This is a genomic window from Bacillus sp. GW823-FHT06A11 (assembly GCF_058795355.1).
The window spans coordinates 1,482,952-1,506,756 of the sequence record NZ_JBXAHS010000001.1 but is presented as its reverse complement, the minus strand read 5'-3'; the positions used below and the strand labels follow the sequence as shown (position 1 = coordinate 1,506,756).

Below are 23,805 nucleotides of genomic sequence, written 5' to 3'. Positions count from 1 at the left end.
GGTTCTCTATAATTATATAAGTATAATCTTTATGGAGAAAAGAGGGGTATATATAATGGAAATAACAAGTAAAACAGAATCTGTCGTTGTGAAATATGAAGGCCACGTTGCAACGGTTATGGTCAATCGCCCAGAGGTGTTAAATGCGTTAGATGAGCCGACATTAAAAGAGTTATTACAAAAGTTGAAAGAAGTAGCGGAAAGTTCTGCGCATATCGTTGTGTTATGTGGGAACGGCCGTGGTTTTTCTGCGGGTGGGGATATTAAATCGATGCTTTCAAGTAATGATGAAAGTAAGTTTGATGGCATTATGAATACTATTTCTGAAGTTGTCGTGACGTTATATACGATGCCAAAGCTTGTTATTAGTGCAATTCATGGACCAACTGCAGGTCTTGGGTTAAGTATTGCGTTAACAGCTGATTATGTAATGGCGGATATATCATCTGTTATTGCGATGAACTTTATTGGAATCGCTTTAATTCCAGATGGAGGCGGTCATTTCTTCCTTCAAAAGCGCGTCGGTGAAAATATGACGAAGCAAATTATTTGGGAAGGTAAGAAATTATCAGCGACAGAAGCGCTTGATATCGGCTTAATTGATGAAGTAATCGGCGAAGATTTCCAAACGGCTGTGAAGCAAAAAATTAATGAATGGTCACAAAAACCGATTAAAGCAATGATTCAAACGAAGCAAATTTTATGTGAAGTAAATCGCTCTAATTTAGAGCAAACATTGCAATTAGAGAAGCGTGGTCAATATGCAATGAGACAAACAGCGGATCATAAAGAAGGAATTGCTGCGTTTTTAGAGAAACGTTTACCAGCATTTAAAGGGGAATAAAGTGAAGTGAGGATTTTGTCCATTCCTCACTGATTATTAGCTCGTTAATTCGGGATAAAGGGGAGAAAGTGCTAACACATTTTAGTATAATTGTGTTAGCACTTTTTTTAAGGAGTAATACATGAAGAAAATGATCGGTGTTATTACTATTATTTTGCTTACATATTCTGCTTTGCATAGTACACCATCTTTGGCAGTTCGGACTGCGTTGTTTTTTGAGGGACATCCAAGTGTTGCATTTTCTGATGGGGTGACGAAAGAAAAAGATGTGAAAAAAGAAGCGATTCTAGATGAGTATCAAACTCTATATGGTAAGGACGAAGACTTAGAGCACTATTTCTTTCCACATGTAAGAGCACATGGATCAGGAATTGATATGTTAAGTGCGTGCGTGAAGAAAAAATGGTTTTTCTATAAAGCAGAGCTCGGATGTTATTAAATATAGGAGGATGAATGATGTCAGCATATAACAAGTTAGTAAGAGATCGTGTTCCAGAGAAGATTTTAATGTCTGGAAAAACGTATACAGCACAAAAATTAACAGGGCAAGCATACATACAGGCTTTAGCGAAAATTGGAACGGAAGAAATTCGTGAATTTGCTTCTATGAAAGAACGCGAACATGCGCTAGATTCTCTTGCGGATGCGCTAGAAGTTATCATTTCATTAGCACGTGCAGAAGGTGCATCGATTGAAGATGTAGAACGCCTTCGTAAGAAAAAAGAAGTAGAGCGCGGTGGATTTGAAAGAGGTATTTATTTATTAGACGTTTCAGAAGAATAGTTTTATAGGAAAAGCATAGCGTTAATGAGTAACGCTATGCTTTTTTGTTGCAATGAAGCTAATAATGAAGAAGATAGCTGTTAATATCCAGCCGATTGTAATAGAAGTAGTAGTATGAATGGCATAAGAGATTTGTAAACAAAATAATGATGCTAAAAACCAAATGAGTGCAATGTGTATATATTTTTTTGATATATTCATATTTCAGGACTCCTTTTTGTATACTAAAAAGAATTTTACTACAATTTAGAAAATTAAGCTATATAAGTAGAGGTTTTCTGGCGAATTTTGTATACTGAATAGTAGAGAAAATGAGGAGGAAACGACAATGGCACATCATACGAAAGAAACGATGGAATTGATCAAGGAGCTTGTCTCTATTCCGAGTCCATCTGGAAATACAGCAAAAATTATTAATTTCATTGAAAACTATGTAAGTGAGTGGAACGTAGAAACGAAACGTAATAATAAGGGTGCTCTTATTTTAACGGTAAAAGGGAAGAATGATGCGCAGCACCGCTTATTAACGGCACACGTTGATACGTTAGGTGCGATGGTGAAAGAAATTAAGCCTGATGGTCGCCTGAGTCTTTCTATGATTGGTGGATTTCGTTGGAACTCTGTAGAAGGAGAATATTGCGAAATTGAAACATCAAGTGGCAAGACGTATACAGGAACGATTTTAATGCATCAAACATCTGTACATGTATATAAAGATGCAGGTGAAGCAAAACGCGATGAGAAAAATATTGAAGTTCGTATTGATGAGCGCGTATTTTCAGCTGATGAAGTACGCGAATTAGGAATTGAAGTAGGAGACTTCGTGTCATTTGATCCACGCGTTCAAATTACAGAGAGTGGATACATAAAATCACGTCATTTAGATGACAAAGTAAGTGTTGCGATTTTATTAAAATTAATTAAAAGATTACAAGATGAAAACGTAACATTACCATATACGACGCATTTCTTAATTTCTAATAATGAAGAGATTGGATACGGTGGTAATTCTAACATTCCAGAAGAAACTGTTGAATACTTAGCAGTTGATATGGGAGCGTTAGGTGATGGACAAACATCTGATGAATATACAGTATCTATTTGTGCAAAAGACTCTAGCGGCCCGTATCATTACGCACTGCGTAAACATTTAGTAGAGCTTGCGAAAACGAATCATATTGAATATAAAGTAGATATCTATCCATACTACGGATCTGATGCATCAGCTGCGATTCGCGCGGGATTTGATGTGAAACATGCTTTAATTGGAGCGGGTATTGATTCTTCTCACGCATTTGAACGTACACATGAAAGTTCTATTGCGCATACAGAAGCATTAGTGTATGCATATGTAATGTCTAATTTAATTGAAGAATAATTTCATAGATAATAAAAAGCGATTAGGAGACATGTCCTAATCGTTTTTTTTATCCTGCTATTTGTGGGTTGATTAAAATTTTATTTTATATACATTCATTATAAGTTATATATATGCGATTTTTGTTATACGGCCGGAAACGTATTTACTATAGATATATAATGTTATACACTATGAAAGGAATTAATTAATAGTTAATATTTTTTAGTTAGCTTGAATAAAAAAATTGTATGAATATGAAGTTTTGAGAGGAGATTTATTTTTCATGAAGTACAAAGCAATAGCCGCAGGTTTATTAGCAGCAAATTTACTAGCACATCCAATTAGTAGTTTAGCAGAAACGAAGAAATTTCCTGATGTTTCAGATAGTGCGTGGTCGAAAGACGCAATTTATTATTTAGTAGAGAGAAATGTAATTAACGGTATGCCAGATGGTAACTTTATGCCATACGGAAATTTAACACGTGCCCAGGCAGCAAAGATTATCGCAACAGCAATTGGTGCTAAAGTAGATCCGAATGCAAAGCCGTCTTATAATGATGCAAAAAATAATTGGGCAGCTTCATTTATTGCAGCCATGGAAAAAGAGAATATTATTAAAGGGCGAGAACCAGGAGTATTTGATCCTGAAGGAAAAGTAACTCGTGCTGAAATGGCAGCTATGCTTGTAAGAGCATATAATCTGAAAAGCAAAGTAACAGGACCAGTTCCTACAAAATTCGCTGATTTAGAGAATCATTGGGGTAAAGAAGAAGTTAATATTTTAGTAGAATTAAAACTTTCTTTAGGTACAGAGAATGGCTGGAAACCGAATGATTCTATTACGCGTGAACAAGCAGCTCAGCTTACTGCGCAAACAGATAAATTTAGCAAGAATAGTGATCGTCCAGTAGAAACAAAGAAAATGTACATAGATAGAAAATTCATTACATATCACGCACCATCATTAAGTTCTGGGATTAGTGCGAATCAGCATAATCCACAAACGGTAGAAATTAAAGAAGAACGAGATGGATGGATCAAAATTGCAACAAGTAACGGTGATAAATGGACACCTTTAGTAGAGAAAACGGAAGTTATTAATGAAGGATTCACTACTTATGCAGAAGCTTCTTCTTCGTCAAAAGTAATGGGAACACATAACGCACAGCAAGTAACTGTTATTGAAGAGAATGGCAGCTGGATTCGTATCCGCATGGGCGCTGGTTTCCAATGGGTTAATAAAAATCAATTAAATCCAGTGAAGCAAGGTAACTTCTTAGAAGGAAAAGCGATTATCATTGATCCAGGTCATGGTGGAGCAGATTCAGGTAATCCAGGTTATTATGAGAAAGAAAGTGAAACTGTATTAGATGTATCATTACGATTACAGAAAATATTTGAGAAAAAGACACCATTTACTGTGTTATTCACTCGTACAGATGATACACGTCCAGGAACAAGTGCTTCTGATTCTTTAAAGAAACGTGTAGAATTTGCTCAAAAAAATAATGGGGATATTTTTGTAAGTATTCATGGTAATGGCACGGAAGAGAAAAATGGACAAGGTACAGAAACATTCTACTATGAATCAGCGACAGCAAGAGGAACAAATCCTAACGTATCAGAAAGTCGTTTATTAGCAGAAAAAATTCAAGAGCGTCTTGTAGATGCACTGGGAACAAAAGATCGTGGTGTGAAAAAAGGCGATTTATACGTAATTAGAGAAAATACAATGCCAGCTGTATTAGCAGAATTAGCATTTGTAGATAATAAAAGTGATGCAGATAAAATAGCTACACCAGCGCAAAGACAAAATGCAGCGGAAGCTATTTATCAAGGTATTTTAGATTACTATGAAGAAATGGGTAACAACGTGTCTTCTTTCCGTTAATAAATAATAAGAGATTGCCATTGGCAGTCTCTTTTATTTATTAACGTTTCTCTTTATTTCCGGCATATGATATCATTTAATTTTATATACAAAAAAGTATTTGAGTAATTGTAATCATAACAATTTTAAACGATAGAGGATGATAATAGATTGAATAATCATAGTAAAACACCTGCCTGTATATATACGTATGCATTTCGTGAGGAGGAGCGTGCTTTATGTTACTTGGAAATGCGCTCGTTCTTTGGAATGGAGTCGCACGTTAATATTTTAAAAAGTGATGTAAAAATTGACCCAAGTAGAAGTGCGTTTATGAAAGAGCGCGTTGAGGTTATGTATGAAGGGGACGACTTAGAAAGCATTTTAAAACAAGTGGAACAAATTGATTTAGCGGGGGCGTCGTTTAAAGTTATCTTCGTTAAAATCAATGACCTCGTTGGAGAAAATAAAATTGAATATGGAGAAAGACGTCTTATTGAACGAGACCTTGGCATGCATATTGAAGGAGAAGCGGATGTTCGTAATCCAGAGCGTGTATTCGGGATTGTTCCTCTTGGAGGACGCTGGTACTTCGGGCACTATGTAGAAAGCGAACCAGTTTGGTATCATCACATAAAAAAACCGCATAGTTATTCGACATCACTTAGCACACGTGTTGCGAGATCGGTTGCAAATATCGCTGTACCAAATCCAGAGGGAGTACGAGCAATTGACCCGTGCTGCGGTATTGGAACAGTAGTAGTAGAAGCACTTTCTATGGGGATTAACATCGTTGGTAGAGATATAAATCCACTTGTAGTTCTTGGAACAAGAAAAAATATCGCACATTTCGGATTTGAAGGAACAGTAACAAAAGGACCAATCGAGGAAATTACTGAGAACTACGACGTTGCCATTATCGATATGCCGTACGATCTATTTACGCACGCCACACCAGAAGATCAACTATCAATTCTTTCAAGTGCACGCCGCATCGCGAAAAAAGTAGTCGTTGTCACGATGGAAACAATGGACGACATGATCCATGAAGCAGGATTTGAAATTACAGATCGCTGTATTACAAGAAAAGGATCATTTACTAGACAAATTCTTGTTTGTGAATAAGAAAGGAAGGTCACCCGTTTGGGTGACCTTTTTCTATTGTAGTTTGATGTGTGATTGATTGGTGGTGTAGATAGATGAATTAGCGGAATTTGTCGGTAAGTCGATATTCCATGGCGAATCGCCGATATCGTTACATTAGAATATTACTGTTCTTTTAATTTTTCTTGTTGTGCGATTAATAAATTGCGTAATACGTGTCCGCGGTAACTTTCTAGTTTTCGTCCTTCATGATAGCGTACGCCTAATTTTTTTAGTTCAGCTACGTACCAGCCCTTTGTTCCGTAATACATGGGATCACTTCCTTTTTGCTTTTGAACAGTATATGTATGGGAGCGAAGTAACTTTACATTGAAAATAATAATGATAAAGGGAATTTTGCATGTGTGTACGAGAGGAATTGCAAAGTTATCGAGGTGTTTTATAACGTAACGTCCAAGCCGTGTATAAAAAAGTAGACAGTTGTATATGAATTTGTTGAAAAAAGAATACACATTACTGAGGGGATTTGAAAAAAGTAATGCTATACGATTTGGCATGATACTTGCGTTGGAAATAGTATCAACGTATAGGGGAGAGATAGAAATGAAGGTTAGTAAAATATATACAACGATTGATGCACACGTAGCTGGGGAACCGCTTCGAATTATTACGGGCGGCGTGCCAGAAATAAAAGGGGAAACGCAGCTGGAAAGACGCGCATACTGTATGGAACATTTGGATTACCTTCGTGAAATTCTGATGTATGAACCGAGAGGGCATCACGGAATGTACGGTTGTATCATTACACCGCCAGCAAGTGCCCACGCTGATTTTGGTGTTTTATTTATGCACAATGAAGGATGGAGTACGATGTGTGGTCATGGCATTATTGCTGTCATTACAGTTGGAATTGAAACAGGCATGTTTGAAGTAAAGGGTGAAAAACAAAAGTTCATTATTGATAGCCCAGCCGGAGAAGTTATTGCGTATGCAAAATATAACGGGAGTGAAGTAGAATCTGTATCATTTGAAAATGTTCCTTCATTTGTATACAAAAAAGACGTTTCTATTAAAATAGATAACTATGAATTCCAAGTAGATATCGCGTTTGGAGGAGCATTTTACGCTGTTGTAGACTGTAAAGAATTTGGTTTGAAAGTTGATTTTAAAGACTTGCCCGCTATTCAAACGTGGGGCGGTAAAATTAAACATTATTTAGAGAGCAAAATGGAAGTGAAACATCCACTTGAAGAAGGATTGAAAGGAATATACGGCGTTATCTTTTCAGATGAACCGAAAGACAAAGGTGCTACGCTACGAAATGTAACGATTTTTGCTGATGGGCAAGTAGATCGTTCTCCTTGCGGTACAGGAACTTCCGCAAGAATCGCAACTCTTTTTGAAAAAGATGCTTTACAAAAGGGAGAAATTTTCGTCCATGAATGCATTACTGACGGGAAATTCGAGGGGGAAGTATTGTCGGTAACCGCAGTAGATACATATGAAGCTGTCGTTCCAAAAGTAACGGGGAATGCCTTTATTACAGGATTTCATCAGTTCGTTGTAGACCCGAGAGATGATTTGAAACGGGGATTTTTGTTAGGATAGAAGGAGGAGGTGGAAAGATATGCTAGTTATAAGCGCGAACGAACAAAGAAACTTAGTAAATATGAATGAAGTTATTGAATACGCGGCGCTTGCTTTAAAAGAATTTTCCGCAGAAAGAACGATTACACCAATAAGAGGCTCATTACCATTTGCGAACGAGCAAAATACGGCATTAATTATGCCTTCAGTAGCGGAAGGACTTGAGGCACTTGGAGTAAAAATAGTAACGGTAGTCCCGCAAAATAAACAGATAGGAAAGAAAACGATCAATGGGATTGTGATGCTATCAGACTTTCAAACGGGAGAACCGCTCGCACTTCTAGAAGGATCGTACTTAACGATGATCCGAACGGGCGCCTTATCAGGAGTAGCGACAAAATATTTAGCTCGTCATAATGCAAAAACTTTATGCATTATCGGCACGGGCGAACAAGCGAAAGGAATTGCCGAAGCAATATTTGCAGTTAGAGATATCGAAAAAGTCATCTTATACAATCGAACAGAAGAAAAAGCGTATGCATTTGCGCAACATATACAAGAGAAATTTGGTAAACCTGCTTACGTTTACAGGGATCCAAATGAAGCAATACGTGAAGCAGACATTATCGTCACAACTACGAACGCAACCACACCAGTCTTCTCAGAAACACTACAAAAAGGCGTCCACGTAAACGCCGTCGGCTCATTCAGACCGAGCATGCAAGAACTACCCTCACATGCCATAGCTGAAGCAAACAAAGTAGTAGTCGAATCAAAAGAAGCAGCACTAGACGAAACAGGAGACCTTCAAGTTCCGATAAAAGAAGGTCTATTCAAAGCAAACGCCATTCACGCTGAACTTGGTCAAATTATAAGCAAAGAAAAAGCTGGCCGCGAAAATGATGAAGAGATTACTATTTTCAAATCAGTTGGTTTGGCGGTAGTAGATATTATCGTTGCGAAGTATTTGTATGAGAAAGCGGTGGAGCAAGGAGTAGGGAATAAGATTGAGTTTTGAGACTGCCTTTTGGTGGTCTTTTTGTCAGGATGGGTGTGCTAGTATTTATAATTGAAGCCTTTTAATATTATGTTGAAATATATGAATTCTGCGCGGACATCAAATCATTCATTCAATTGGTATATGAAAAAGTTGCACCTCTAATTATTAGAGATGCAACTTTTTACCATTCACGCCATTCTTCTGTTATATCTTCCTCGGATTCTAAGCCAGCTATTCGTGCTGCTGTATCGATAAATTCATAGAGATCTTCTCTTTCCATTGTTTCGATAAAATGGTCATGTTCGATATTTAATTCATTTAATTTAATAACTACCTCTTTAACAACTTGCATTACTTCGACTTCGGTTGGATTCTCTCCTAATCGCTGTAAATTGTTAATGTAAGTGTCAAGAACTGTATTTGTTGCACTTATATTTTCTTCAGTAAAAAATTCCCCATCTTCATCATACTCAACCCATGAGGTTGTTGGTTTATTTTTTTTCAATTCATCAAATGTCATGATAACCTCCTAAATGTGTTTTTTGTCTTTAATCCCATTCTACATTTTCGATCATATAAAACAATCATTTTAGAGGGATTTTCTGTAAGTTGATAGTTTTTTAACTCATTTTATGAGGCTACTTATTCGTGGTCTTTTTATTTTCTTCTCCGCATAAATATAGTTTATCGCAAGAATGCATTAATAGATTACAAACTTTCTACCTTTGCGAAAAAGTTTGACAATACATACGGGTAGTGGTAATTTAAAACCTATAAGAAAACTCGGTATTAATTCCGAGTTTTCTTATAGGTGTAAATAGTCGAGAGGGGTCGAAATATGAAGAAGAAGTTGTTTATATTACCATTTGTCCTACTATTATTTATTGCATTAGCTGCTTGTTCAGGGGAAAAAGATTCGAAGCAAGCGAGCACTAGTAAATCAGGGACTCCGAAAGACGGAGGGGCGTTAACGATTGGTGTTAGCGATAATCCAGATACGATGAATCCGCTTTATGCGAATGATCGTGTGTCATTAACTGTGCAGCAAGCTTTATATGCGCCGCTATATCATATGGAAGACGGTAAGAAAAAGTTTGTTCTTGCTGAGAGCTTTACGCCTTCAGAAGATCAATTAACGTGGACACTGAAGTTAAAAGATAATTTGAAATGGCATGATGGTAAGAAAATTACATCAGACGATATAGCATTTACATTCCAATCTATTTTAGATGAGAAGCAAAATAGCTCAAGTCGTGAAAACTTTATTTTTAAAGGAAAGCCGCTTGAGGTGAAAAAGGTAGATGAGTTAACAACTCAATTCGTTTTACCACAAGTAAGCGCATCTTTCGAAGGTGTGATGAATGATTTCTTCCCGATTCCGAAACATGTATTTGAAGGGGAAGCAGATTTAGCGAAGAGTAAGAAAAACTTACAACCTGTAGGGTCAGGTCCGTTTAAGTTTAAAGAATATAAATCAGATGAGTACGTTGCATTAGATCGATTCGATGATTATGTAGGTGGGAAAGCTAAATTAGACTCTATCGTATACCGAGTTGTAAAAGACCGTAATACAGCAAATGTTTCACTGCAAAATGGTCAAATCAACATGAAAATGATTGAGCCGCAAGACTTTAAGAAACTAGATAGTACTGGGAACTTCTCAATGGTGACATTCCCTGAAGGTAGATTATTCTACTTATCTTATAACATGAATACTGATCTTATGAAGAAAAAAGAAGTGCGTCAAGCAATTGCGCATGCGTTAGATAAAAAAGAAATGATTAACTCAGCATTCGTTTCAGGTGAATTTGCAGAACCAGCAAATTCAATCTTAACGCCAGACGCTATGTATTATGCGAAAGATATTAAAGACTATAAGTATGATAAAAAAGAAGCGAAAGATTTATTAGCAAAAGCTGGCGTGAAAGATAAGGAAAAAGTACGTGTGATGTATGTAACGAATAATAAAATTATGGAAAGCTTAGCGTTATATACACAACAAAAATTAAAAGAAGTTGGCTTAGAAGTTGAACTAAATGCATTAGATGCTAGTGCGGCAAGTGAAAAAGGCTTAGATAAAGAGAATAAAGAATATGACATTACATTTGGTGGTTACATAATGGGACCTGAGCCAGATTCATATAAGAGCTTATTCTTAAGCAATGCTGAATACAACTATGCACGTTATAAAAACGCTGATTTCGATAAGTTATGGGAAGAAGCTGCAGTTGAAACAGATAAAACAAAACGTGCAGAGCTATACCATAAAATTCAAGAAACAGCTAGAGAAGATGTACCTTATCTACCAATCGCATATCCGAAAGCAGTTATTGCAGTAGATAAAAAGTTTGATGGATTAAAAGAAGCAAAAGCAATTCCTGTCACAATGTTTGAAGATCTATCTAAGATTTATGAAGTGAAATAAGAAACAATAAAGAAGCTGGTGGAAATCAGCTTCTTTAGCTTGAGGGGGGAAGTTTGTGTATAAAGTAATTGCGAAGAGGCTTTTAAATGCAATTCCGCTTTTATTTGTTATTTCTATTATTTCTTTTCTATTAATAAAGCTAGCGCCGGGGGATCCTGTTCGAAACTTTGTTACGCCAAATATGAGTCCAATTGATGTTGAGCGTATTCGCAAAAGTTTAGGACTAGATCAACCAATTTACGTGCAGTATTTTTTATGGTTAAAAAACATTTTAACAGGAAACTTTGGTTACTCACTTCAAAATCATCGTCCTGTTTTGGAACTTATCACAGAAAGATTACCTGCAACAATTGGGTTAATGGGATCATCTTTACTCGTCTCATTCGTAATCGCAATACCGCTTGGACTATTTACAGGTGTGAAAAAGAATTCATTCTTTGACCGCATTGTAAACTTTATTTCATATGTTGGTATTTCTATGCCGGTTTTCTGGTTTGCACTACTATTAGTCTACTTATTCTCTTTAAAATGGAACCTACTTCCGAGTATGGGTATGCGCACCGTTGGTAAAGATTCTGTTTGGGATATTGTGCAACACGGCATTTTACCTTGCATGGTGCTAGCGTTCCAAAACGTATCTGTTTATATGAGATATATTCGTTCAAGTACGATTCAGCAATTAGAAGAAGAATATGTACAAATTCAATATGCGTACGGCGCTTCAAAGAAAACGGTGTTATTTAATCACGTACTTCGAAATGTATTAATACCGATCATTACAATTTTCGGATTATCGATTCCAAGTTTAGTAGGCGGAGCATTTATTACGGAAACAGTATTTTCATGGCCGGGTCTTGGTTCACTTGGGGTAAATGCTATTTTTAGATTTGATTATCCGATTATCATGGCAATTACATTACTATCATCATTCATGTTAATTCTCGGTAACTTAATTGCTGATATTTTATATGGCGTAGTAGATCCGCGCATTCGAATGAGGGGGTGATTTGGAATGAATAATAGGAGATTTCAAACGATAAAACATAGCTTTACGAAAAATAAGTTTGTTGCAATGGGAGTTATTATACTTGCGATTTTAACGGTCGCATCAATTTTCGCATTCGTATCGCCGTACGATCCTAGCAAAATGTCGATTCCAGATCGCTTACAAGAACCAAGTATGAGTCATCCTTTCGGAACGGATGATTACGGAAGAGATTACTTAACGAGAGCGTTATATGGCGGACGAGTTTCACTTGCGGTCGGTTTTCTTGCGATGGTTGTTTCTATTACAATCGGTACCGCAGTTGGAACAATTAGCGGATATTTTGGCGGAAAGTTAGACAACTTTTTAATGCGAGTTGTTGAAGTGCTTATGTCAATTCCATCATTCTTTTTAATGCTACTATTAAATGCGTATTTAAAACCAGGAATTACGACGTTAGTTCTTATTATCGGATTACTAACATGGATGGACACCGCCCGTATTGTAAGGGCAGAAACGTTATCTGTAAAAGAGCGTGAGTACGTTTTATACGCAAAAGTATCAGGACAAAAATCACTTATGATTATTGTAAGACATATCATTCCTAACATTTTATCAACCATTATTATCGCTGCGACATTAACAATTGCGACATCGATTTTAATGGAATCATCACTTAGTTTTTTAGGTTTAGGTATTAGAGAACCAGATTCTTCTTGGGGCAGCATGTTAAACAATGCGCAAGGATATATTGGTGAAGCTTGGTATTTAACACTCTTCCCAGGATTCCTTATCCTTTTAACGGTACTTAGTTTTAACGTAATTGGTGAAGCATTGAAGAAAGCTTTCGCACCAAAAGGAGCCGGACATGAAAACTAAAGTGTTAAGCGAAAGGAGTGAGAAGCGTGTCTGAAAAACTACTAGAAGTGAAAAATTTAAAGACTTCTTTTTTCATAGAAAGTGGCGAAGTTGAAGCGGTTCGCGGCGTTACATTTCGCTTAAATAAAGGAGAAGTAGTCGGTATCGTTGGGGAATCTGGAAGCGGAAAGAGTGTAATGGCGAAGTCTGTTATGTCTCTCGTTACGTCACCAGGAAAAGTGAAAGAAGGGGAAATCCTTTTTCATAATGAAAACATACTTTCTAAATCTGAAAAAGAATTACGTTCTATTAGAGGAAATCAAATTTCACTTATCTCTCAAGACCCAATGTCAGCGCTAAATCCAGTCGTGAAAATTGGGAAACAAATGACGGAAGTAATTATACGTCATCAAAAAGTGAAAAAGAAAGAAGCAGAGCAAATCGCGATTAACTTGTTAAAACAAGTCGGCCTTTCGTCACCAGAAGAAAGGGTAAAACAATATCCGCATGAACTAAGCGGTGGTATGAAGCAGCGGGTTATGATCGCAATGGCGATGTCTTGTAACCCAGACCTTCTTATTGCTGACGAACCGACGACTGCACTTGATGTAACGATACAAGCACAAATACTAGATTTAATGAAAAACTTAAAGAACGAAACGAATATGGCGTTACTTCTTATTACGCATGACTTAGGAATTGTCGCGCAAAACTGTACGCGCGTCATCGTTATGTACGGCGGGCTTATTATGGAAGAAGGATCTGTACTTGATATTTTCCAATCGCCGAATCATCCATATACGAAAGGGCTATTAAACTCTCTGCCAAAAATAGCGAACGGCGTAAAAGAAAGACTCGCTCCTATTCAAGGGGTAACACCAAACTTATTAAACCCGCCACAAGGTTGCCCATTCGCAGAGCGTTGCCCGCATGCGATGGATATTTGTGAAAAAGAACGTCCACCATATTTTGAAATCGGAAACGAAAGACGTTCCATGTGTTGGTTAAATGATAGGGCGGTAGGTGATTTCCATGCATGAAGAAAACTTAATTGAAGTTCGGAACTTAAAAAAGTATTTTCCTATTAAAAAAGGACTATTTGGCAGGAAAACAGAGCAACTAAAAGCAGTCGATGACCTTAGCTTCACCATTAAAAAAGGTGAAACATTCGGATTAGTAGGAGAATCAGGTTGCGGAAAATCAACGACAGGAAGAAGCATCATTCGTTTACACGATGTCACTTCAGGTAACGTTTTATTCGACGGAAAAGATATCGCAAGTTTAAAAGAAAGTGAACTAAAAGAATATAGAAAACGAATGCAAATTATTTTCCAAGATCCATACGCATCATTAAACCCGGCAATGAACGTATTCCAAATTATTAGCGAACCGATGAACATTCACGGTTCCTACGAAAAAGAAGAACAAAAAGAAATCATTTTAGACCTTCTGAAAAAGGTAGGCTTAAAAGAAGAACATTTATATCGCTACCCGCACGAATTTAGTGGAGGCCAGCGCCAGCGCATTAGCATCGCGCGCGCACTATCTGTAAAACCAGACTTTATCCTATGTGACGAACCAATCTCAGCACTTGATGTCTCAGTCCAAGCACAAGTCGTAAACATGCTGCAAGACATCCAAGAAGAAACAGGCGTCACATACTTATTCATCGCACATGACCTATCTATGGTAAGACACATATCAGACCGAATCGGAGTCATGTACCTAGGAAACATAGTAGAAATTGCCGACAGCGAAGACCTATACACAAAACCGGCACATCCATACACACAAGCACTACTCTCATCTATGCCAGAACCAGATCCAACAAACATAGGAAAAGAACGGATCATCCTAGAGGGAGAAGTGCCAAGCCCACTAAACTCACCATCCGGCTGCAAATTCAGAACGCGCTGCAAATTCGCCACTGAAAAATGCGCGCAGGAAGTACCGAAAATGGTGGAGATTGCGAAGGGGCATCAGGTGGCTTGTCATTTGTTTTAGGGGGAGAGCACTAGGGGGACCTGGTGCTTTTTGTTTTACATGGGCATTAAGCTAACAAAGGGAATTATTAGATACGAAATGCTTCTTGTTCAAAAATAAAAATTTTTGATTAGCAGTGCTCCAAAATTAGGTGGAGAAAACACTATGGAATTATGCGGTAATCAAAGGGGACAGGTTCTACAAAATTAAATGTTTTAGAATTTAAGTCATTTTTTATAGTAAATAAACTCAATATGTAGTACGTATTATTTTGTAAGATGAAACAAACATTAGTTATACATGCATAATTTATAATAACCTTCATATTGGTAAGGTTAAATTTAGACTTAAGTATGACAAATAAGCAAAGCGCGCAGAGCTAAGATTATATATATTTATCGAAGTCAGAAATGGATACATTAGGGTGTTTTTATACTAATATTTAGGCCCCATCATCATGAATTGATTCGCGAAGCTATCCATTGCTCTTCTATATCTATCTAAATCATCTCCTATCTTTCTAAATTCATCAATTCTATAGACAAGTTCTTTCTCTACTTCACTTAACCTTCTTTCAATTTCTTTAGCGGTATTTCCTTTCCAGCTATGTCCCAATAGTGTTTTTATGGCATTGACATTTTTTCTGTGATTTTCTAATTCTAAAATACACGATTCTAAATCATTTTTGGCACCTACTACATCGGCAGCATGTGCTATAACATCATAATTTTTCATGAAGATCACCCGTTTTTCAGTTTTGTTTATCAACAGTTTCAAATTCAACCGCTCTTTGTTCTATGAAATCAGCCTCAGAACGAATACGTTCCATATACCCTCTTTGAAATCCATAAATGCCGTATGTAAGTGTATTAATTAAATTACCATCAACACTAGCTGGTGATTGTTGTAATACATTAATAATTTTATTGCTTGCTTGTACGATCTTTTGGTTAATATCATCAATTTCTCTTCTTAAATCTGAAGTGATTTGTTTAACTTCTTCGACTGTTAAATGAATTGTAACCCCATCAGCGCGCGGGGATCCCTGAATTTTCTCTCCTGTCTCCCCATCGTACATATTCGGCATATTTAAATAACCGTATTTATCGTGACTAAGGTTATCCATGGAATGAAAGCTTGGTCCCATAAAACCCATGAAAAAACGAACAGTATTATAACCATTTGTTAAAAAAGGTAAAAATGGAATATAACTACTTGCATCATGAATCCTATTATCATTTTTTATATCTGGTTTATCTGTATAAAATAAATGACCTATACGACCTCTATTTTTATTATCATTTCCTCTAAAACCAGTAAATACAGTATCATTGGGGTTTCCGATAGTTGTAATTTGATCTTTATAATCCCCCCTTAAGGCTTTTTCCTTTTTATCTTTAGGTAATGAATCAATAACATTTGGAGCTTCGTAACTAACAACTGCTACATCATTCATAACCCCAGCGTATTCACCTAAACCACCACCTAGAGAATGGCCGGTTAATGTAAGCTGGTATCCGTCTAACCCATTTTTAGGGTCTTTCATATATTTCTTTACTTCTTTTGTAAATCATCAGCATTAGTAAATTGACTTTCTGCAACTATTTTTTGCTTTCTTTCTTTCGCCATAGTGAAATTAAATTGTTCAGTTAAAGGAAGTGATGAAGTGTCAAAGCTATTCATTTTTTCCAAACTATCTTGATTTTTTCTAAAACGATTACCCATAACATCAAATGCATCTGCATCATAAAAATCAGGTGCTTCCCAAGAGCCGCGAAAAGCAATCACAACTTGTTTTGTTTCTTCATTCTTGTAAACAGTGGCATCAAAGCTATTATTTGAGTTATGAAGAACAGCACCATTTATTTCTACAGGTTTCCAAATCTCTTTTTGTTTACCAAATTCTACAACTTCTGTAAGAGCATCACCATAACTACTAGTAGCCAAATGGGAAAGGCTTTTATCTGAAACTGAACTTCCCATATTTCCATCTCCTCAAAAAAGATTTATAGTTATATTATAAATCTTCTTAAGGAGGAAATATATTGAATAAGAGAAAAAAGGTGAATATTGCTATTTTTACAATTTTATTATTAATAATAGGCTACATATCTTATACAATGTACAACAAAAATATTACTCAAGATAAAGCTTCAAAAGTAGCAATAAACTATATGAAGGATAAAGAAAATATAGATCTTGTAGTTACTAAAGTTGAGATTTTACATGGAGTACGTGATGGTTTTATTGATGTAGAAGGTTATTCTAAAAATGATAAGAAAAAGGCAATTCGCGTTACGATAAATAAAACGCAAAACTATTTAGTCTCCGGTTGGGGATTTAAGGATCAAAGGTAAACGATTAGATTACTCAAATAGTAAATTCAAATGAGAAAAAGGCACCTTAAGGTGCCTTTTTTAACTAGATTTATTATTAACTAATGTATCCCCACCACCAAGCTCCGCCTCGATCTTCGAAGTCTTCGATGACTCATCCATACGCCAATACGTAATAAAGCTTATCGCGATACAGCCAGCTACGTAGAAGTAGAATAGTGATTCCATTCCGATACTCTTTAGCAATAATGCGATGAACTCAGCTGTTCCGCTTTTACAATTGCGTTAATGGATGTGTAGCCAATAAAAATGATGAGGACGAATATCATGAGTGAAAATGCTACCATGGGTTCTATATCCATCATTTTTGAAACTTGGTGGATATGGAGAGATCTGGTACTTTTTTGTTTTGTAGGTGAACGTGATGTGGGATTGGTTGTTAGTTTAGGAGATAACGCGCTCGAAATTTGTCGGTAAATCGATATGTTGTGTCGAAACGTTGATATATTCGGAGTTACGATCGATATAATCGAATAATCGTTGATATATTTTTTTAAAGAGTGGGATTGGTTGTAGATTAATGTAGAAATTTAATGTTTTCGAAAAAAAGAATTGACTTCTATATTAGTTGTAACTAAAATAGTTACATAAAGATGTAATCAATTTAGTTACAACTAATATCTGCTAAAAATATGATTTATATATTTAATTAAGGATGGTGGTCCATACGTTGCCACCCGGTGTAGAAAGTTACTAACACATTCAAATCAATGCATATTCTAAGCTTTAGTATTTTCTGTTACGGGGCAATAAGGTGCAACGTTATCTTTTGTTAAAAACATTGGTGGATCTTTCTTTGGAAATATTAGTTTTGGGGAAATATAGTAAGGTATCTAAAAAAGAACAAGGTATAAAAAGATGTACTTATATAAACCAAAAATTTAGTTGAGCTGGATAATAAAAAAAAGGTAGGAGATTTAAATGGAGACGAAACAAGATAACCTTATTTACGTATGGGATGCATATTGTGGATGGTGCTATGGTTTTTCAGAAAGTATTAAAGGATTTTACAAAAACCACACTGAAGTGCCATTAACGGTTTTATGTGGAGGGTTATTTTTAGATAATTTACCAATGAAAAACTTCTCATATATAGAAGAAGGAAATAAAAGAATTAATCAACTTACAGGTGCTGAATTTGGTCCTTCATATCAAAAATTGGTGGAGGAAGGGACTTTTAAAATGAATTCGAAAGATGCTGCAATTGGCTTTTCAGCTTTACGCTCATTAGCGCCAGACCGTTTATTAGAATTCACTTCGGCTATGCAAAAAGCGTTTTATTATGAGGGCCAAAGTCTGAGTGATCCTGAAACATATCGCAAAATTGCAATCGAGCATGGTTTGGACCCTGAACAAGTATTAGAACGTTTAAACGCTCAAGAAACAATAATAGATGTCCAAAATGATTTCAATAAAGTTCGACAGCTTGGTGTTAATAGCTATCCTTCCTTACTTTTACAAAAGGATAATCAAATTATTCCTATTGGTGGTGGCGTAATGACGCCGGATAAAATTGAAGCACGTTTTAAAAATTTATATTAAGAAAATTTAGGATATAGTAGCAAACATGTTATCTTAGGCCACCTGACATTCATCTCCGGAATATTCGCCAGTACTATTACACTTTCAGATGAATGGGAGTGGGAGATTTTATCCCGCTTTAACGGGCAGTAAGACCCCCACCTCAAAATTCAGTGGAAGCAAAGAAGTTAGGTGGGGGATCAACTGTCCGTAAAAGTCCGATAAAGTGAAACTTTAATCAGTGGGGGATGAACAAAACCCCCACTGATTAAAGTTTCACTTTATCGGAACAAGATAAAAATATGATAATTAGTTCATAACTTTAACAAAAGGAGAATAACATACTATGTTTAAAACAATCGATACAAATCAACAAGATGTGAAATTAACGGTGTTTAGTTCGGATGAAAAAAGCTTTATGGTCACAGCAACATTAGTTGAGAAAGCAGGACATGCATTTTTAATAAACTCAAAATTTACTCAATCTGATTCGAAAGAAATTGTTGAGTATCTGAAAAAAAATGACTTATCTTTAGATAAAATCTTTATTACTCATGGGGATCCTGATTACTACTTTGGATTAGAAAATATTAAAGTTGCTTACCCAGAAGCTATAGCGTATGCTACGGAGTCTACTGTTGAACATATCGTTCATTCTGTCTTAGGGAAATTAAAAGTTTGGAAAGACGTCCTTGGAGAAAATGCACCAAGTAACGTGGTATTACCTCAAGTGTTTAAAGAAAACACAATTGATTTTCAGGGGTTAACATTTGAACTAGTAGGCTTAGATCATTACAGAACTAGCTTATTTAATAAAGAGCTGAAAGTATTAATTGGTGGTATTGATGTATTTAACGAAATACATGTATTCTTAGCGGATACTAGTTCAAAAGGGGCGATGGAGGCGTGGATTGAGAACTTGAAAGTGTTACAAGCATTACATGCTGACATAATTGTACCAAGCCATGGATCAATCGAAAAATCTCTAAATAATCAAGCACTTACTGCGACAATGGATTATCTAAGAACTGCGGTTCAAGCTTCTGAGGAAAGTGGAACTTCAAAAGATTTTGTGGCAAAACTTGAAGCAGCATATCCAGACTATGCAAATAAAGGTGTATTAGAATTAAGTGCAAAAGTTGTAACAAAAGAAATGCCTTGGGGTTAATGATATGAATAAATATCAAAAACTATTACATGAAACGTATGTGTTAACTGGCGAAGGGAAATTGGATGCGTTCAAAACGTATTTAAGTGAAAATGTATCTTGGACAGAAGCTGCTGGGTTTCCATATGCAGGTACTTATATAGGTCCAGATGAAGTAGTGAAAAACGTACATGAACGTCTTGGCACGGAATGGGATGACTATAGCGCTAAAGATGAAATTTATACTTTTAATAACAATACTGTTATTGTGTATGGAAAATATAGTGGAACATATAAAGCTACAGGTAAGTCATTTGTAGCAGATTTTTGTCATCTTTATAAGTTTGATGAGAACGATAAGGTTAAGAAGTTTATTCAAATTGTGGACAGTGCAACTGTTAATGAGGTATTAAGTTAGAGTTAATCGTTTCTAATATGCCTTGTATAGGGGGAGGTTAGGATAAATGAAATTCCTAACATTACCCCTGACATTACATTTTGGGGAAGGTTTCTCCTTCTTCAAACTTTTTATAGAAGAAAACTTATTTAAGTAGAAGAGGTAGGTATATATGAAATTAGAGAAAAGTTTAATCATAACAATTATTTCTGTATTTATTTTAGGAGTAGTTTCGACTTTGGTATATCAAGCTTCCACCGGTAATAACAAAGGAAACTCAATAAAGAGTGAGAATGTTGCTTCTGTATCAAAAGAAGTGAAAGAAAATGAAAAGAATAAAAAGATGGTAGTTGATTTCTATAATGAAGTTTTTAACAAACATAATATCGATATTATCCCTAAATATGTTAGCGAAGATTATAAGCAACATAATCCTTTTGTTGCTGATGGACGAAAAGCCTTCATGGATTTCTTTAAGGAGGATTTTGTTAAAAATCCTAATTCCTCTGCAGAGATTAAACGTGTAGTAGCTGAAGGGGATACAGTTGCTCTTCATGTACATTCTCGTACTAATTCTCAAGATAAGGGAGTTGCTATAGTGGATATATTTCGTATCAAGGATGGAAAGATTGTCGAACACTGGGATGTAATTCAAGAGATTCCAAGTGAAGCAGCTAATGATAATACGATGTTTTAGATAGAAGATATATTTAATAATTGTCTAATTGATAGTGCGGTATAGAATTTAGAAATCTAGATAAGTAAAGGAGATGTCCTAGTACCATGCCTGGGATATCTCCTTTTTGTTTTAACGAGATTTAATTTATTGTTACTTGTATTTTTTTATGTACTACTATTCGATTACACATCATTTCAGGCGGTTTTCTTTTATCTCGCATTAACGGGCAGTAAGATCCCCACCTCTTTTAATTCTTCAATTAATAAAAAGTTTGCTTTCAAATTAGAAAGGGTTAGTCCCTCACACCCAAAAACAAAGGGGAACTCAATTATTCAAATTCATATAAAGTTTCAATCTTGTCTAAGCATCCATTAGGATATGCAATGGATCATCCGTTTTTCTTTACATAATCTCCAGATGCAGTCCATATCAACTATAGATTCTTGTCTTATGCTAAATGTAATCAAAAAGCAAGTAGATAAAGATAATGACTAAAACATTAACTCTAGATACTTTTTTGATGAATATTACAAATAAACAGGAGGTAATGAAAAATGATTAAAACATTATTAGCAGGAGCAATTTTAAGTACAGGATTGGTAGCGGGAGGTGCAGATGATGCGAAAATGGAAAATTTAAAGTCAAATGAAGATAGTTCAAATCAAGTAATTACACAGAGTGTAGATGGAACAACGTCTTTCTCACAAAACTTTGATTTACCTAAAGATGCAGTGCCAGCAACTCCTAAAGGAAACGCAAAAACTGTTGAAAGAACAGAGGGGACAGGTTCTCAAGAAGGAAAAATGGTACCAACAAAAGAAGGTACAGATTCTCAACCAGGATTTGAAATGGGATCCCCTGAGAAACCAGAATATGCAAAAACAGTTGAAAGAACAGAAGGTACAGATTCTCAAGAAGGAAAAATGGTACCAGCAAAAGAAGGAAATTAAATAATATATAGTTATAACGAGGAGCATCCAAAAAGTGGTGCTCTTTTTATATTATAGGGATTAACCAGTTTTACTGAATATAGAACTGTAGGAGGAATTGAGACTAGAACATGGGGGCCTATCTCTTCAAATCATGGTGTTTAGGGCAATAGTTTTGGTGGTAACGTTACAATACAAACATTTTATTAGAGATTTTCTAAATTTACATACACTCTAGATAGACTACATATCAACTTCAGATACCTGTTTTATGATACAAGTAATCAAACAAAAGGAGGGCAATACAAAATGATTAAAACAGTATTAACAGGGCACTCTTTTAAGTACAGGAGATTATTAGCAGGTGGAGCAAATGTTGAAGATGTACAGACAAATCAGCATATTCTATATGAACAAAATGAATTGCAGCAAATTCTAGAAAAGTACGATTCGAAGAAGTTTGAGTTATAAAAAGAAAATAGATAAATGAACAAGAGAAAAGTATTTTCATTTGGATATAGGACTTGAATCAAACTTTTATACTAAAATATATACGGCAAAAAGGAGGGAGTACATTGCACAAAATTATTTATGGAATATTAATTTTAATATATACTTTGTATTCATTTTTTGTAAGTGATGGAAGTGAAGTAAGGTTTATTATGCTGTTAACTATAGTACTTATCTTTTCTGTGGTTTTAGAAAAAGGAAATGCAAACCAAACGACTGATTAAGGGGCGTTTGGTTTGCATTTTTTATTGGCTATTACAGTCTAGATGTTTTAGGGGTAGCACCAAATTTCGTTTTGAGGACACTATTAAATTTTTAGTTGATGAAAATGCGGTGCAACTCCTACTAGAGAAAAAACCGCCTAAAATAGAAAACTTTTAACCTATTATCATTTATTCCGTAGCTTTTAAGGTATTTAACACGACTTTGGTTGCGTCTGCAATAAGTTTATCATCATATTTAGCATCTTCTTTATCATGATTAGAAAGTATAGCAAGAACAATCGGCTTTTTATTTGGTGGCCAAATAATTGCGATATCATTTCTTGTTCCGTAAGATCCCGCGCCTGTTTTATCAGCTACTTCCCATCCTTTTGGTACGCCAGCACGAATCAATTTATCTCCAGTTGTATTTCTCTTCATCCAATCTACTAATAGTTCACGTTTTTCTATTGGAAGTGCAGTCCCTAATGTAAATGATTGAAGCGTCTTAGCTATTGCTTCTGGTGTACTGGTATCATGTGTTTCTCCTGGATGCACTTCATTTAATTCAGGTTCAAATCGTTCTGAAGTAGTAACAGTATCTCCCATTTCTCTCAAGATTTTTTCAAATTCAGAGGGACCTCCTAACTGTTTAAGAATCAAATTATGTGCTGTGCTGTCACTATATCGAACTGAAGCATCTGCAAGTTCTTTTAACGTCATTCCTGTATCAACATGCTTTTCAGTAATTGGATTATAATTAGAAAGATCTTCATGAGTATACGTAATTCTTTGATCAAGAGCTTCTAATGAGTTCTTGCGTAAAAGAGCGCCCACAGCTAATGATTTAGATGTAGATGCAAACGCAAAACGATCATCTGAATGATAAGCAATCGTTTGATTCGTACCTGTGTCCAGTGCATAAATACCAAGCTTAGCATCATATTCTTTTTCAAGTTTAGCAAAAGATTGACTTCCTGTATTTTCTTGTTTAATTTGATTAGCTTGATTCGTTTGTTTAGGTGGTTCAGATTGAGCATTACTATTGGAACAGCCTATAAGTGATACGCATGAAAGTAATACTACAGGTACAATCTTTTTGTAATGTAAAATGTTATAGAACTTGTTTAAAACGAACATAAATTTTCAACCTCTTTCAAGAATATATGGATTTTGTCTAGGTATTCTAAATACCAATGCAATTAAAGATGGCATTGGGTAACAATA

At 35.6% G+C, this 23,805-nt stretch carries 26 protein-coding genes and 2 pseudogenes; 21 read left to right on the top strand and 7 right to left on the bottom strand.

Translation table 11 applies throughout. The features are described from left to right. The first annotated feature begins 31 nt into the window (after positions 1 to 31). From AC1Q8L_RS07625 to AC1Q8L_RS07615, 3 genes are all read left to right on the top strand, one after another. Positions 32 to 844, top strand: coding sequence for an enoyl-CoA hydratase (locus AC1Q8L_RS07625; RefSeq protein WP_001999174.1), 813 nt, complete (start codon positions 32 to 34; stop codon positions 842 to 844). Positions 845 to 965: 121 nt separating this feature from the next. Continuing rightward, on the top strand, positions 966 to 1,283 hold the full coding sequence (locus AC1Q8L_RS07620; protein ID WP_061660965.1) for a YjcN family protein: 318 nt from the start codon (positions 966 to 968) through the stop codon (positions 1,281 to 1,283). Positions 1,284 to 1,300: 17 nt separating this feature from the next. Beyond that, positions 1,301 to 1,627 carry a nucleoside triphosphate pyrophosphohydrolase gene (locus AC1Q8L_RS07615; RefSeq protein WP_001277348.1) on the top strand — a complete coding sequence of 109 codons (327 nt, stop codon included), beginning with the start codon at positions 1,301 to 1,303 and terminating at the stop codon, positions 1,625 to 1,627. Between the two features lie 21 nt (positions 1,628 to 1,648). On the opposite strand, the gene AC1Q8L_RS07610 is transcribed toward AC1Q8L_RS07615, so the two are convergent. After that, a complete protein-coding gene (locus tag AC1Q8L_RS07610; protein WP_001027083.1) occupies positions 1,649 to 1,828 on the bottom strand; it encodes a hypothetical protein in 180 nt (59 codons plus the stop codon). Positions 1,829 to 1,955: 127 nt separating this feature from the next. Between AC1Q8L_RS07610 and AC1Q8L_RS07605 the strand changes: the two genes are divergently transcribed. The 3 genes from AC1Q8L_RS07605 (at position 1,956) to AC1Q8L_RS07595 (ending at position 5,982) form a co-directional block, all read left to right on the top strand. Continuing rightward, positions 1,956 to 3,005: a M42 family metallopeptidase gene (locus AC1Q8L_RS07605; protein ID WP_000930086.1), complete on the top strand. Its 1,050-nt coding sequence runs from the start codon at positions 1,956 to 1,958 to the stop codon at positions 3,003 to 3,005. A 265-nt stretch (positions 3,006 to 3,270) separates the two neighbouring features. Beyond that, positions 3,271 to 4,878, top strand: a complete 1,608-nt coding sequence (locus AC1Q8L_RS07600) for an N-acetylmuramoyl-L-alanine amidase (RefSeq protein ID WP_000875328.1) — start codon at positions 3,271 to 3,273, stop codon at positions 4,876 to 4,878. A gap of 150 nt (positions 4,879 to 5,028) precedes the next feature. Then, complete coding sequence (locus AC1Q8L_RS07595) at positions 5,029 to 5,982, top strand: TRM11 family SAM-dependent methyltransferase (RefSeq protein ID WP_001059320.1); 954 nt, start codon at positions 5,029 to 5,031, stop codon at positions 5,980 to 5,982. A gap of 143 nt (positions 5,983 to 6,125) precedes the next feature. Here the strand turns inward: AC1Q8L_RS07595 and AC1Q8L_RS07590 are convergent, their stop codons facing one another. After that, positions 6,126 to 6,356 (bottom strand): YflJ family protein, encoded by a 231-nt coding sequence (locus AC1Q8L_RS07590; protein ID WP_072939984.1) that lies wholly within the window; start codon positions 6,354 to 6,356, stop codon positions 6,126 to 6,128. Between the two features lie 208 nt (positions 6,357 to 6,564). On the opposite strand from AC1Q8L_RS07590, the gene AC1Q8L_RS07585 reads away from it, so the two are divergent. Both AC1Q8L_RS07585 and AC1Q8L_RS07580 read left to right on the top strand, forming a co-directional pair. After that, the gene (locus tag AC1Q8L_RS07585) at positions 6,565 to 7,569 is read left to right on the top strand and encodes a proline racemase family protein (protein ID WP_098312150.1); all 1,005 of its coding nucleotides are present in this window, start codon (positions 6,565 to 6,567) and stop codon (positions 7,567 to 7,569) included. Positions 7,570 to 7,588: 19 nt separating this feature from the next. After that, a complete protein-coding gene (locus AC1Q8L_RS07580) occupies positions 7,589 to 8,566 on the top strand; it encodes an ornithine cyclodeaminase family protein (RefSeq protein ID WP_000960318.1) in 978 nt (325 codons plus the stop codon). Positions 8,567 to 8,729: 163 nt separating this feature from the next. Here the strand turns inward: AC1Q8L_RS07580 and AC1Q8L_RS07575 are convergent, their stop codons facing one another. Then, the gene (locus tag AC1Q8L_RS07575) at positions 8,730 to 9,068 is read right to left on the bottom strand and encodes a hypothetical protein (RefSeq protein ID WP_000141782.1); all 339 of its coding nucleotides are present in this window, start codon (positions 9,066 to 9,068) and stop codon (positions 8,730 to 8,732) included. Positions 9,069 to 9,386: 318 nt separating this feature from the next. Here AC1Q8L_RS07575 and AC1Q8L_RS07570 point away from each other — a divergent pair, with 318 nt between their 5' ends. From AC1Q8L_RS07570 to AC1Q8L_RS07550, 5 genes are read left to right on the top strand one after another with little or no spacing between them, the layout of a single operon-like run. Beyond that, positions 9,387 to 10,973: an ABC transporter substrate-binding protein gene (locus AC1Q8L_RS07570; protein WP_025117822.1), complete on the top strand. Its 1,587-nt coding sequence runs from the start codon at positions 9,387 to 9,389 to the stop codon at positions 10,971 to 10,973. Positions 10,974 to 11,028: 55 nt separating this feature from the next. Next, complete coding sequence (locus tag AC1Q8L_RS07565; RefSeq protein WP_000278780.1) at positions 11,029 to 11,979, top strand: ABC transporter permease; 951 nt, start codon at positions 11,029 to 11,031, stop codon at positions 11,977 to 11,979. Positions 11,980 to 11,985: 6 nt separating this feature from the next. Further along, positions 11,986 to 12,837, top strand: coding sequence for an ABC transporter permease (locus tag AC1Q8L_RS07560; protein WP_001065278.1), 852 nt, complete (start codon positions 11,986 to 11,988; stop codon positions 12,835 to 12,837). A gap of 26 nt (positions 12,838 to 12,863) precedes the next feature. After that, positions 12,864 to 13,856 (top strand): ABC transporter ATP-binding protein, encoded by a 993-nt coding sequence (locus AC1Q8L_RS07555; RefSeq protein WP_001291162.1) that lies wholly within the window; start codon positions 12,864 to 12,866, stop codon positions 13,854 to 13,856. Then, a complete protein-coding gene (locus AC1Q8L_RS07550; RefSeq protein WP_000544130.1) occupies positions 13,849 to 14,820 on the top strand; it encodes an ABC transporter ATP-binding protein in 972 nt (323 codons plus the stop codon). Before AC1Q8L_RS07555 ends, AC1Q8L_RS07550 begins: the two co-directional genes overlap by 8 nt. A 414-nt stretch (positions 14,821 to 15,234) precedes the next feature. Here AC1Q8L_RS07550 and AC1Q8L_RS07545 read toward each other — a convergent pair whose 3' ends face one another. Together AC1Q8L_RS07545 and AC1Q8L_RS07540 are read right to left on the bottom strand one after the other, a co-directional pair. Continuing rightward, positions 15,235 to 15,534: a hypothetical protein gene (locus tag AC1Q8L_RS07545; RefSeq protein WP_002093893.1), complete on the bottom strand. Its 300-nt coding sequence runs from the start codon at positions 15,532 to 15,534 to the stop codon at positions 15,235 to 15,237. A 16-nt stretch (positions 15,535 to 15,550) separates the two neighbouring features. After that, positions 15,551 to 16,587: pseudogene (locus tag AC1Q8L_RS07540) on the bottom strand (hypothetical protein). A 257-nt stretch (positions 16,588 to 16,844) separates the two neighbouring features. Between AC1Q8L_RS07540 and AC1Q8L_RS07535 the strand changes: the two are divergent. Continuing rightward, positions 16,845 to 17,156 carry a hypothetical protein gene (locus tag AC1Q8L_RS07535; RefSeq protein WP_001042355.1) on the top strand — a complete coding sequence of 104 codons (312 nt, stop codon included), beginning with the start codon at positions 16,845 to 16,847 and terminating at the stop codon, positions 17,154 to 17,156. Positions 17,157 to 17,216: 60 nt separating this feature from the next. Here the strand turns inward: AC1Q8L_RS07535 and AC1Q8L_RS07530 are convergent. After that, a pseudogene (locus tag AC1Q8L_RS07530) lies at positions 17,217 to 17,488 on the bottom strand (alpha-ketoglutarate transporter); the annotation flags it as partial. A 628-nt stretch (positions 17,489 to 18,116) separates the two neighbouring features. Here AC1Q8L_RS07530 and AC1Q8L_RS07525 point away from each other — a divergent pair. The 7 genes from AC1Q8L_RS07525 to AC1Q8L_RS07495 all read left to right on the top strand — a co-directional run bounded on the left by AC1Q8L_RS07525 (position 18,117) and on the right by AC1Q8L_RS07495 (position 22,602). Beyond that, positions 18,117 to 18,737, top strand: coding sequence for a DsbA family protein (locus AC1Q8L_RS07525; protein WP_000448622.1), 621 nt, complete (start codon positions 18,117 to 18,119; stop codon positions 18,735 to 18,737). Between the two features lie 325 nt (positions 18,738 to 19,062). Continuing rightward, positions 19,063 to 19,884, top strand: a complete 822-nt coding sequence (locus AC1Q8L_RS07520; RefSeq protein WP_000477281.1) for an MBL fold metallo-hydrolase — start codon at positions 19,063 to 19,065, stop codon at positions 19,882 to 19,884. Positions 19,885 to 19,888: 4 nt separating this feature from the next. Continuing rightward, positions 19,889 to 20,281: a nuclear transport factor 2 family protein gene (locus AC1Q8L_RS07515; RefSeq protein ID WP_001046367.1), complete on the top strand. Its 393-nt coding sequence runs from the start codon at positions 19,889 to 19,891 to the stop codon at positions 20,279 to 20,281. A 151-nt stretch (positions 20,282 to 20,432) separates the two neighbouring features. After that, positions 20,433 to 20,957: a nuclear transport factor 2 family protein gene (locus AC1Q8L_RS07510; RefSeq protein ID WP_000764214.1), complete on the top strand. Its 525-nt coding sequence runs from the start codon at positions 20,433 to 20,435 to the stop codon at positions 20,955 to 20,957. A 536-nt stretch (positions 20,958 to 21,493) separates the two neighbouring features. Further along, a complete protein-coding gene (locus AC1Q8L_RS07505) occupies positions 21,494 to 21,889 on the top strand; it encodes an alpha-ketoglutarate permease (RefSeq protein ID WP_098312149.1) in 396 nt (131 codons plus the stop codon). 288 nt (positions 21,890 to 22,177) lie between these two features. Then, positions 22,178 to 22,339, top strand: a complete 162-nt coding sequence (locus AC1Q8L_RS07500; protein WP_000598350.1) for a hypothetical protein — start codon at positions 22,178 to 22,180, stop codon at positions 22,337 to 22,339. Between the two features lie 104 nt (positions 22,340 to 22,443). Then, positions 22,444 to 22,602, top strand: coding sequence for a hypothetical protein (locus tag AC1Q8L_RS07495; RefSeq protein ID WP_002093894.1), 159 nt, complete (start codon positions 22,444 to 22,446; stop codon positions 22,600 to 22,602). Between the two features lie 168 nt (positions 22,603 to 22,770). On the opposite strand, the gene blaIII is transcribed toward AC1Q8L_RS07495, so the two are convergent. Beyond that, positions 22,771 to 23,718, bottom strand: coding sequence for a class A beta-lactamase BlaIII (gene blaIII, locus AC1Q8L_RS07490; RefSeq protein WP_000497845.1), 948 nt, complete (start codon positions 23,716 to 23,718; stop codon positions 22,771 to 22,773). Positions 23,719 to 23,805: the final 87 nt, after the last annotated feature.

Bases quoted from the DNA above. Each gene is read 5' to 3' on its own strand.
- AC1Q8L_RS07625 (WP_001999174.1), top strand. From the start codon at position 32: ATGGAGAAAAGAGGGGTATATATAATGGAAATAACAAGTAAAACAGAA.
- AC1Q8L_RS07620 (WP_061660965.1), top strand. From the start codon at position 966: ATGAAGAAAATGATCGGTGTTATTACTATTATTTTGCTTACATATTCT.
- AC1Q8L_RS07615 (WP_001277348.1), top strand. From the start codon at position 1,301: ATGTCAGCATATAACAAGTTAGTAAGAGATCGTGTTCCAGAGAAGATT.
- AC1Q8L_RS07610 (WP_001027083.1), bottom strand. From the start codon at position 1,828: ATGAATATATCAAAAAAATATATACACATTGCACTCATTTGGTTTTTA.
- AC1Q8L_RS07605 (WP_000930086.1), top strand. From the start codon at position 1,956: ATGGCACATCATACGAAAGAAACGATGGAATTGATCAAGGAGCTTGTC.
- AC1Q8L_RS07600 (WP_000875328.1), top strand. From the start codon at position 3,271: ATGAAGTACAAAGCAATAGCCGCAGGTTTATTAGCAGCAAATTTACTA.
- AC1Q8L_RS07585 (WP_098312150.1), top strand. From the start codon at position 6,565: ATGAAGGTTAGTAAAATATATACAACGATTGATGCACACGTAGCTGGG.
- AC1Q8L_RS07580 (WP_000960318.1), top strand. From the start codon at position 7,589: ATGCTAGTTATAAGCGCGAACGAACAAAGAAACTTAGTAAATATGAAT.
- AC1Q8L_RS07575 (WP_000141782.1), bottom strand. From the start codon at position 9,068: ATGACATTTGATGAATTGAAAAAAAATAAACCAACAACCTCATGGGTT.
- AC1Q8L_RS07570 (WP_025117822.1), top strand. From the start codon at position 9,387: ATGAAGAAGAAGTTGTTTATATTACCATTTGTCCTACTATTATTTATT.
- AC1Q8L_RS07560 (WP_001065278.1), top strand. From the start codon at position 11,986: ATGAATAATAGGAGATTTCAAACGATAAAACATAGCTTTACGAAAAAT.
- AC1Q8L_RS07550 (WP_000544130.1), top strand. From the start codon at position 13,849: ATGCATGAAGAAAACTTAATTGAAGTTCGGAACTTAAAAAAGTATTTT.
- AC1Q8L_RS07545 (WP_002093893.1), bottom strand. From the start codon at position 15,534: ATGAAAAATTATGATGTTATAGCACATGCTGCCGATGTAGTAGGTGCC.
- AC1Q8L_RS07525 (WP_000448622.1), top strand. From the start codon at position 18,117: ATGGAGACGAAACAAGATAACCTTATTTACGTATGGGATGCATATTGT.
- AC1Q8L_RS07520 (WP_000477281.1), top strand. From the start codon at position 19,063: ATGTTTAAAACAATCGATACAAATCAACAAGATGTGAAATTAACGGTG.
- AC1Q8L_RS07515 (WP_001046367.1), top strand. From the start codon at position 19,889: ATGAATAAATATCAAAAACTATTACATGAAACGTATGTGTTAACTGGC.
- AC1Q8L_RS07510 (WP_000764214.1), top strand. From the start codon at position 20,433: ATGAAATTAGAGAAAAGTTTAATCATAACAATTATTTCTGTATTTATT.
- AC1Q8L_RS07505 (WP_098312149.1), top strand. From the start codon at position 21,494: ATGATTAAAACATTATTAGCAGGAGCAATTTTAAGTACAGGATTGGTA.
- AC1Q8L_RS07500 (WP_000598350.1), top strand. From the start codon at position 22,178: ATGATTAAAACAGTATTAACAGGGCACTCTTTTAAGTACAGGAGATTA.
- blaIII (WP_000497845.1), bottom strand. From the start codon at position 23,718: ATGTTCGTTTTAAACAAGTTCTATAACATTTTACATTACAAAAAGATT.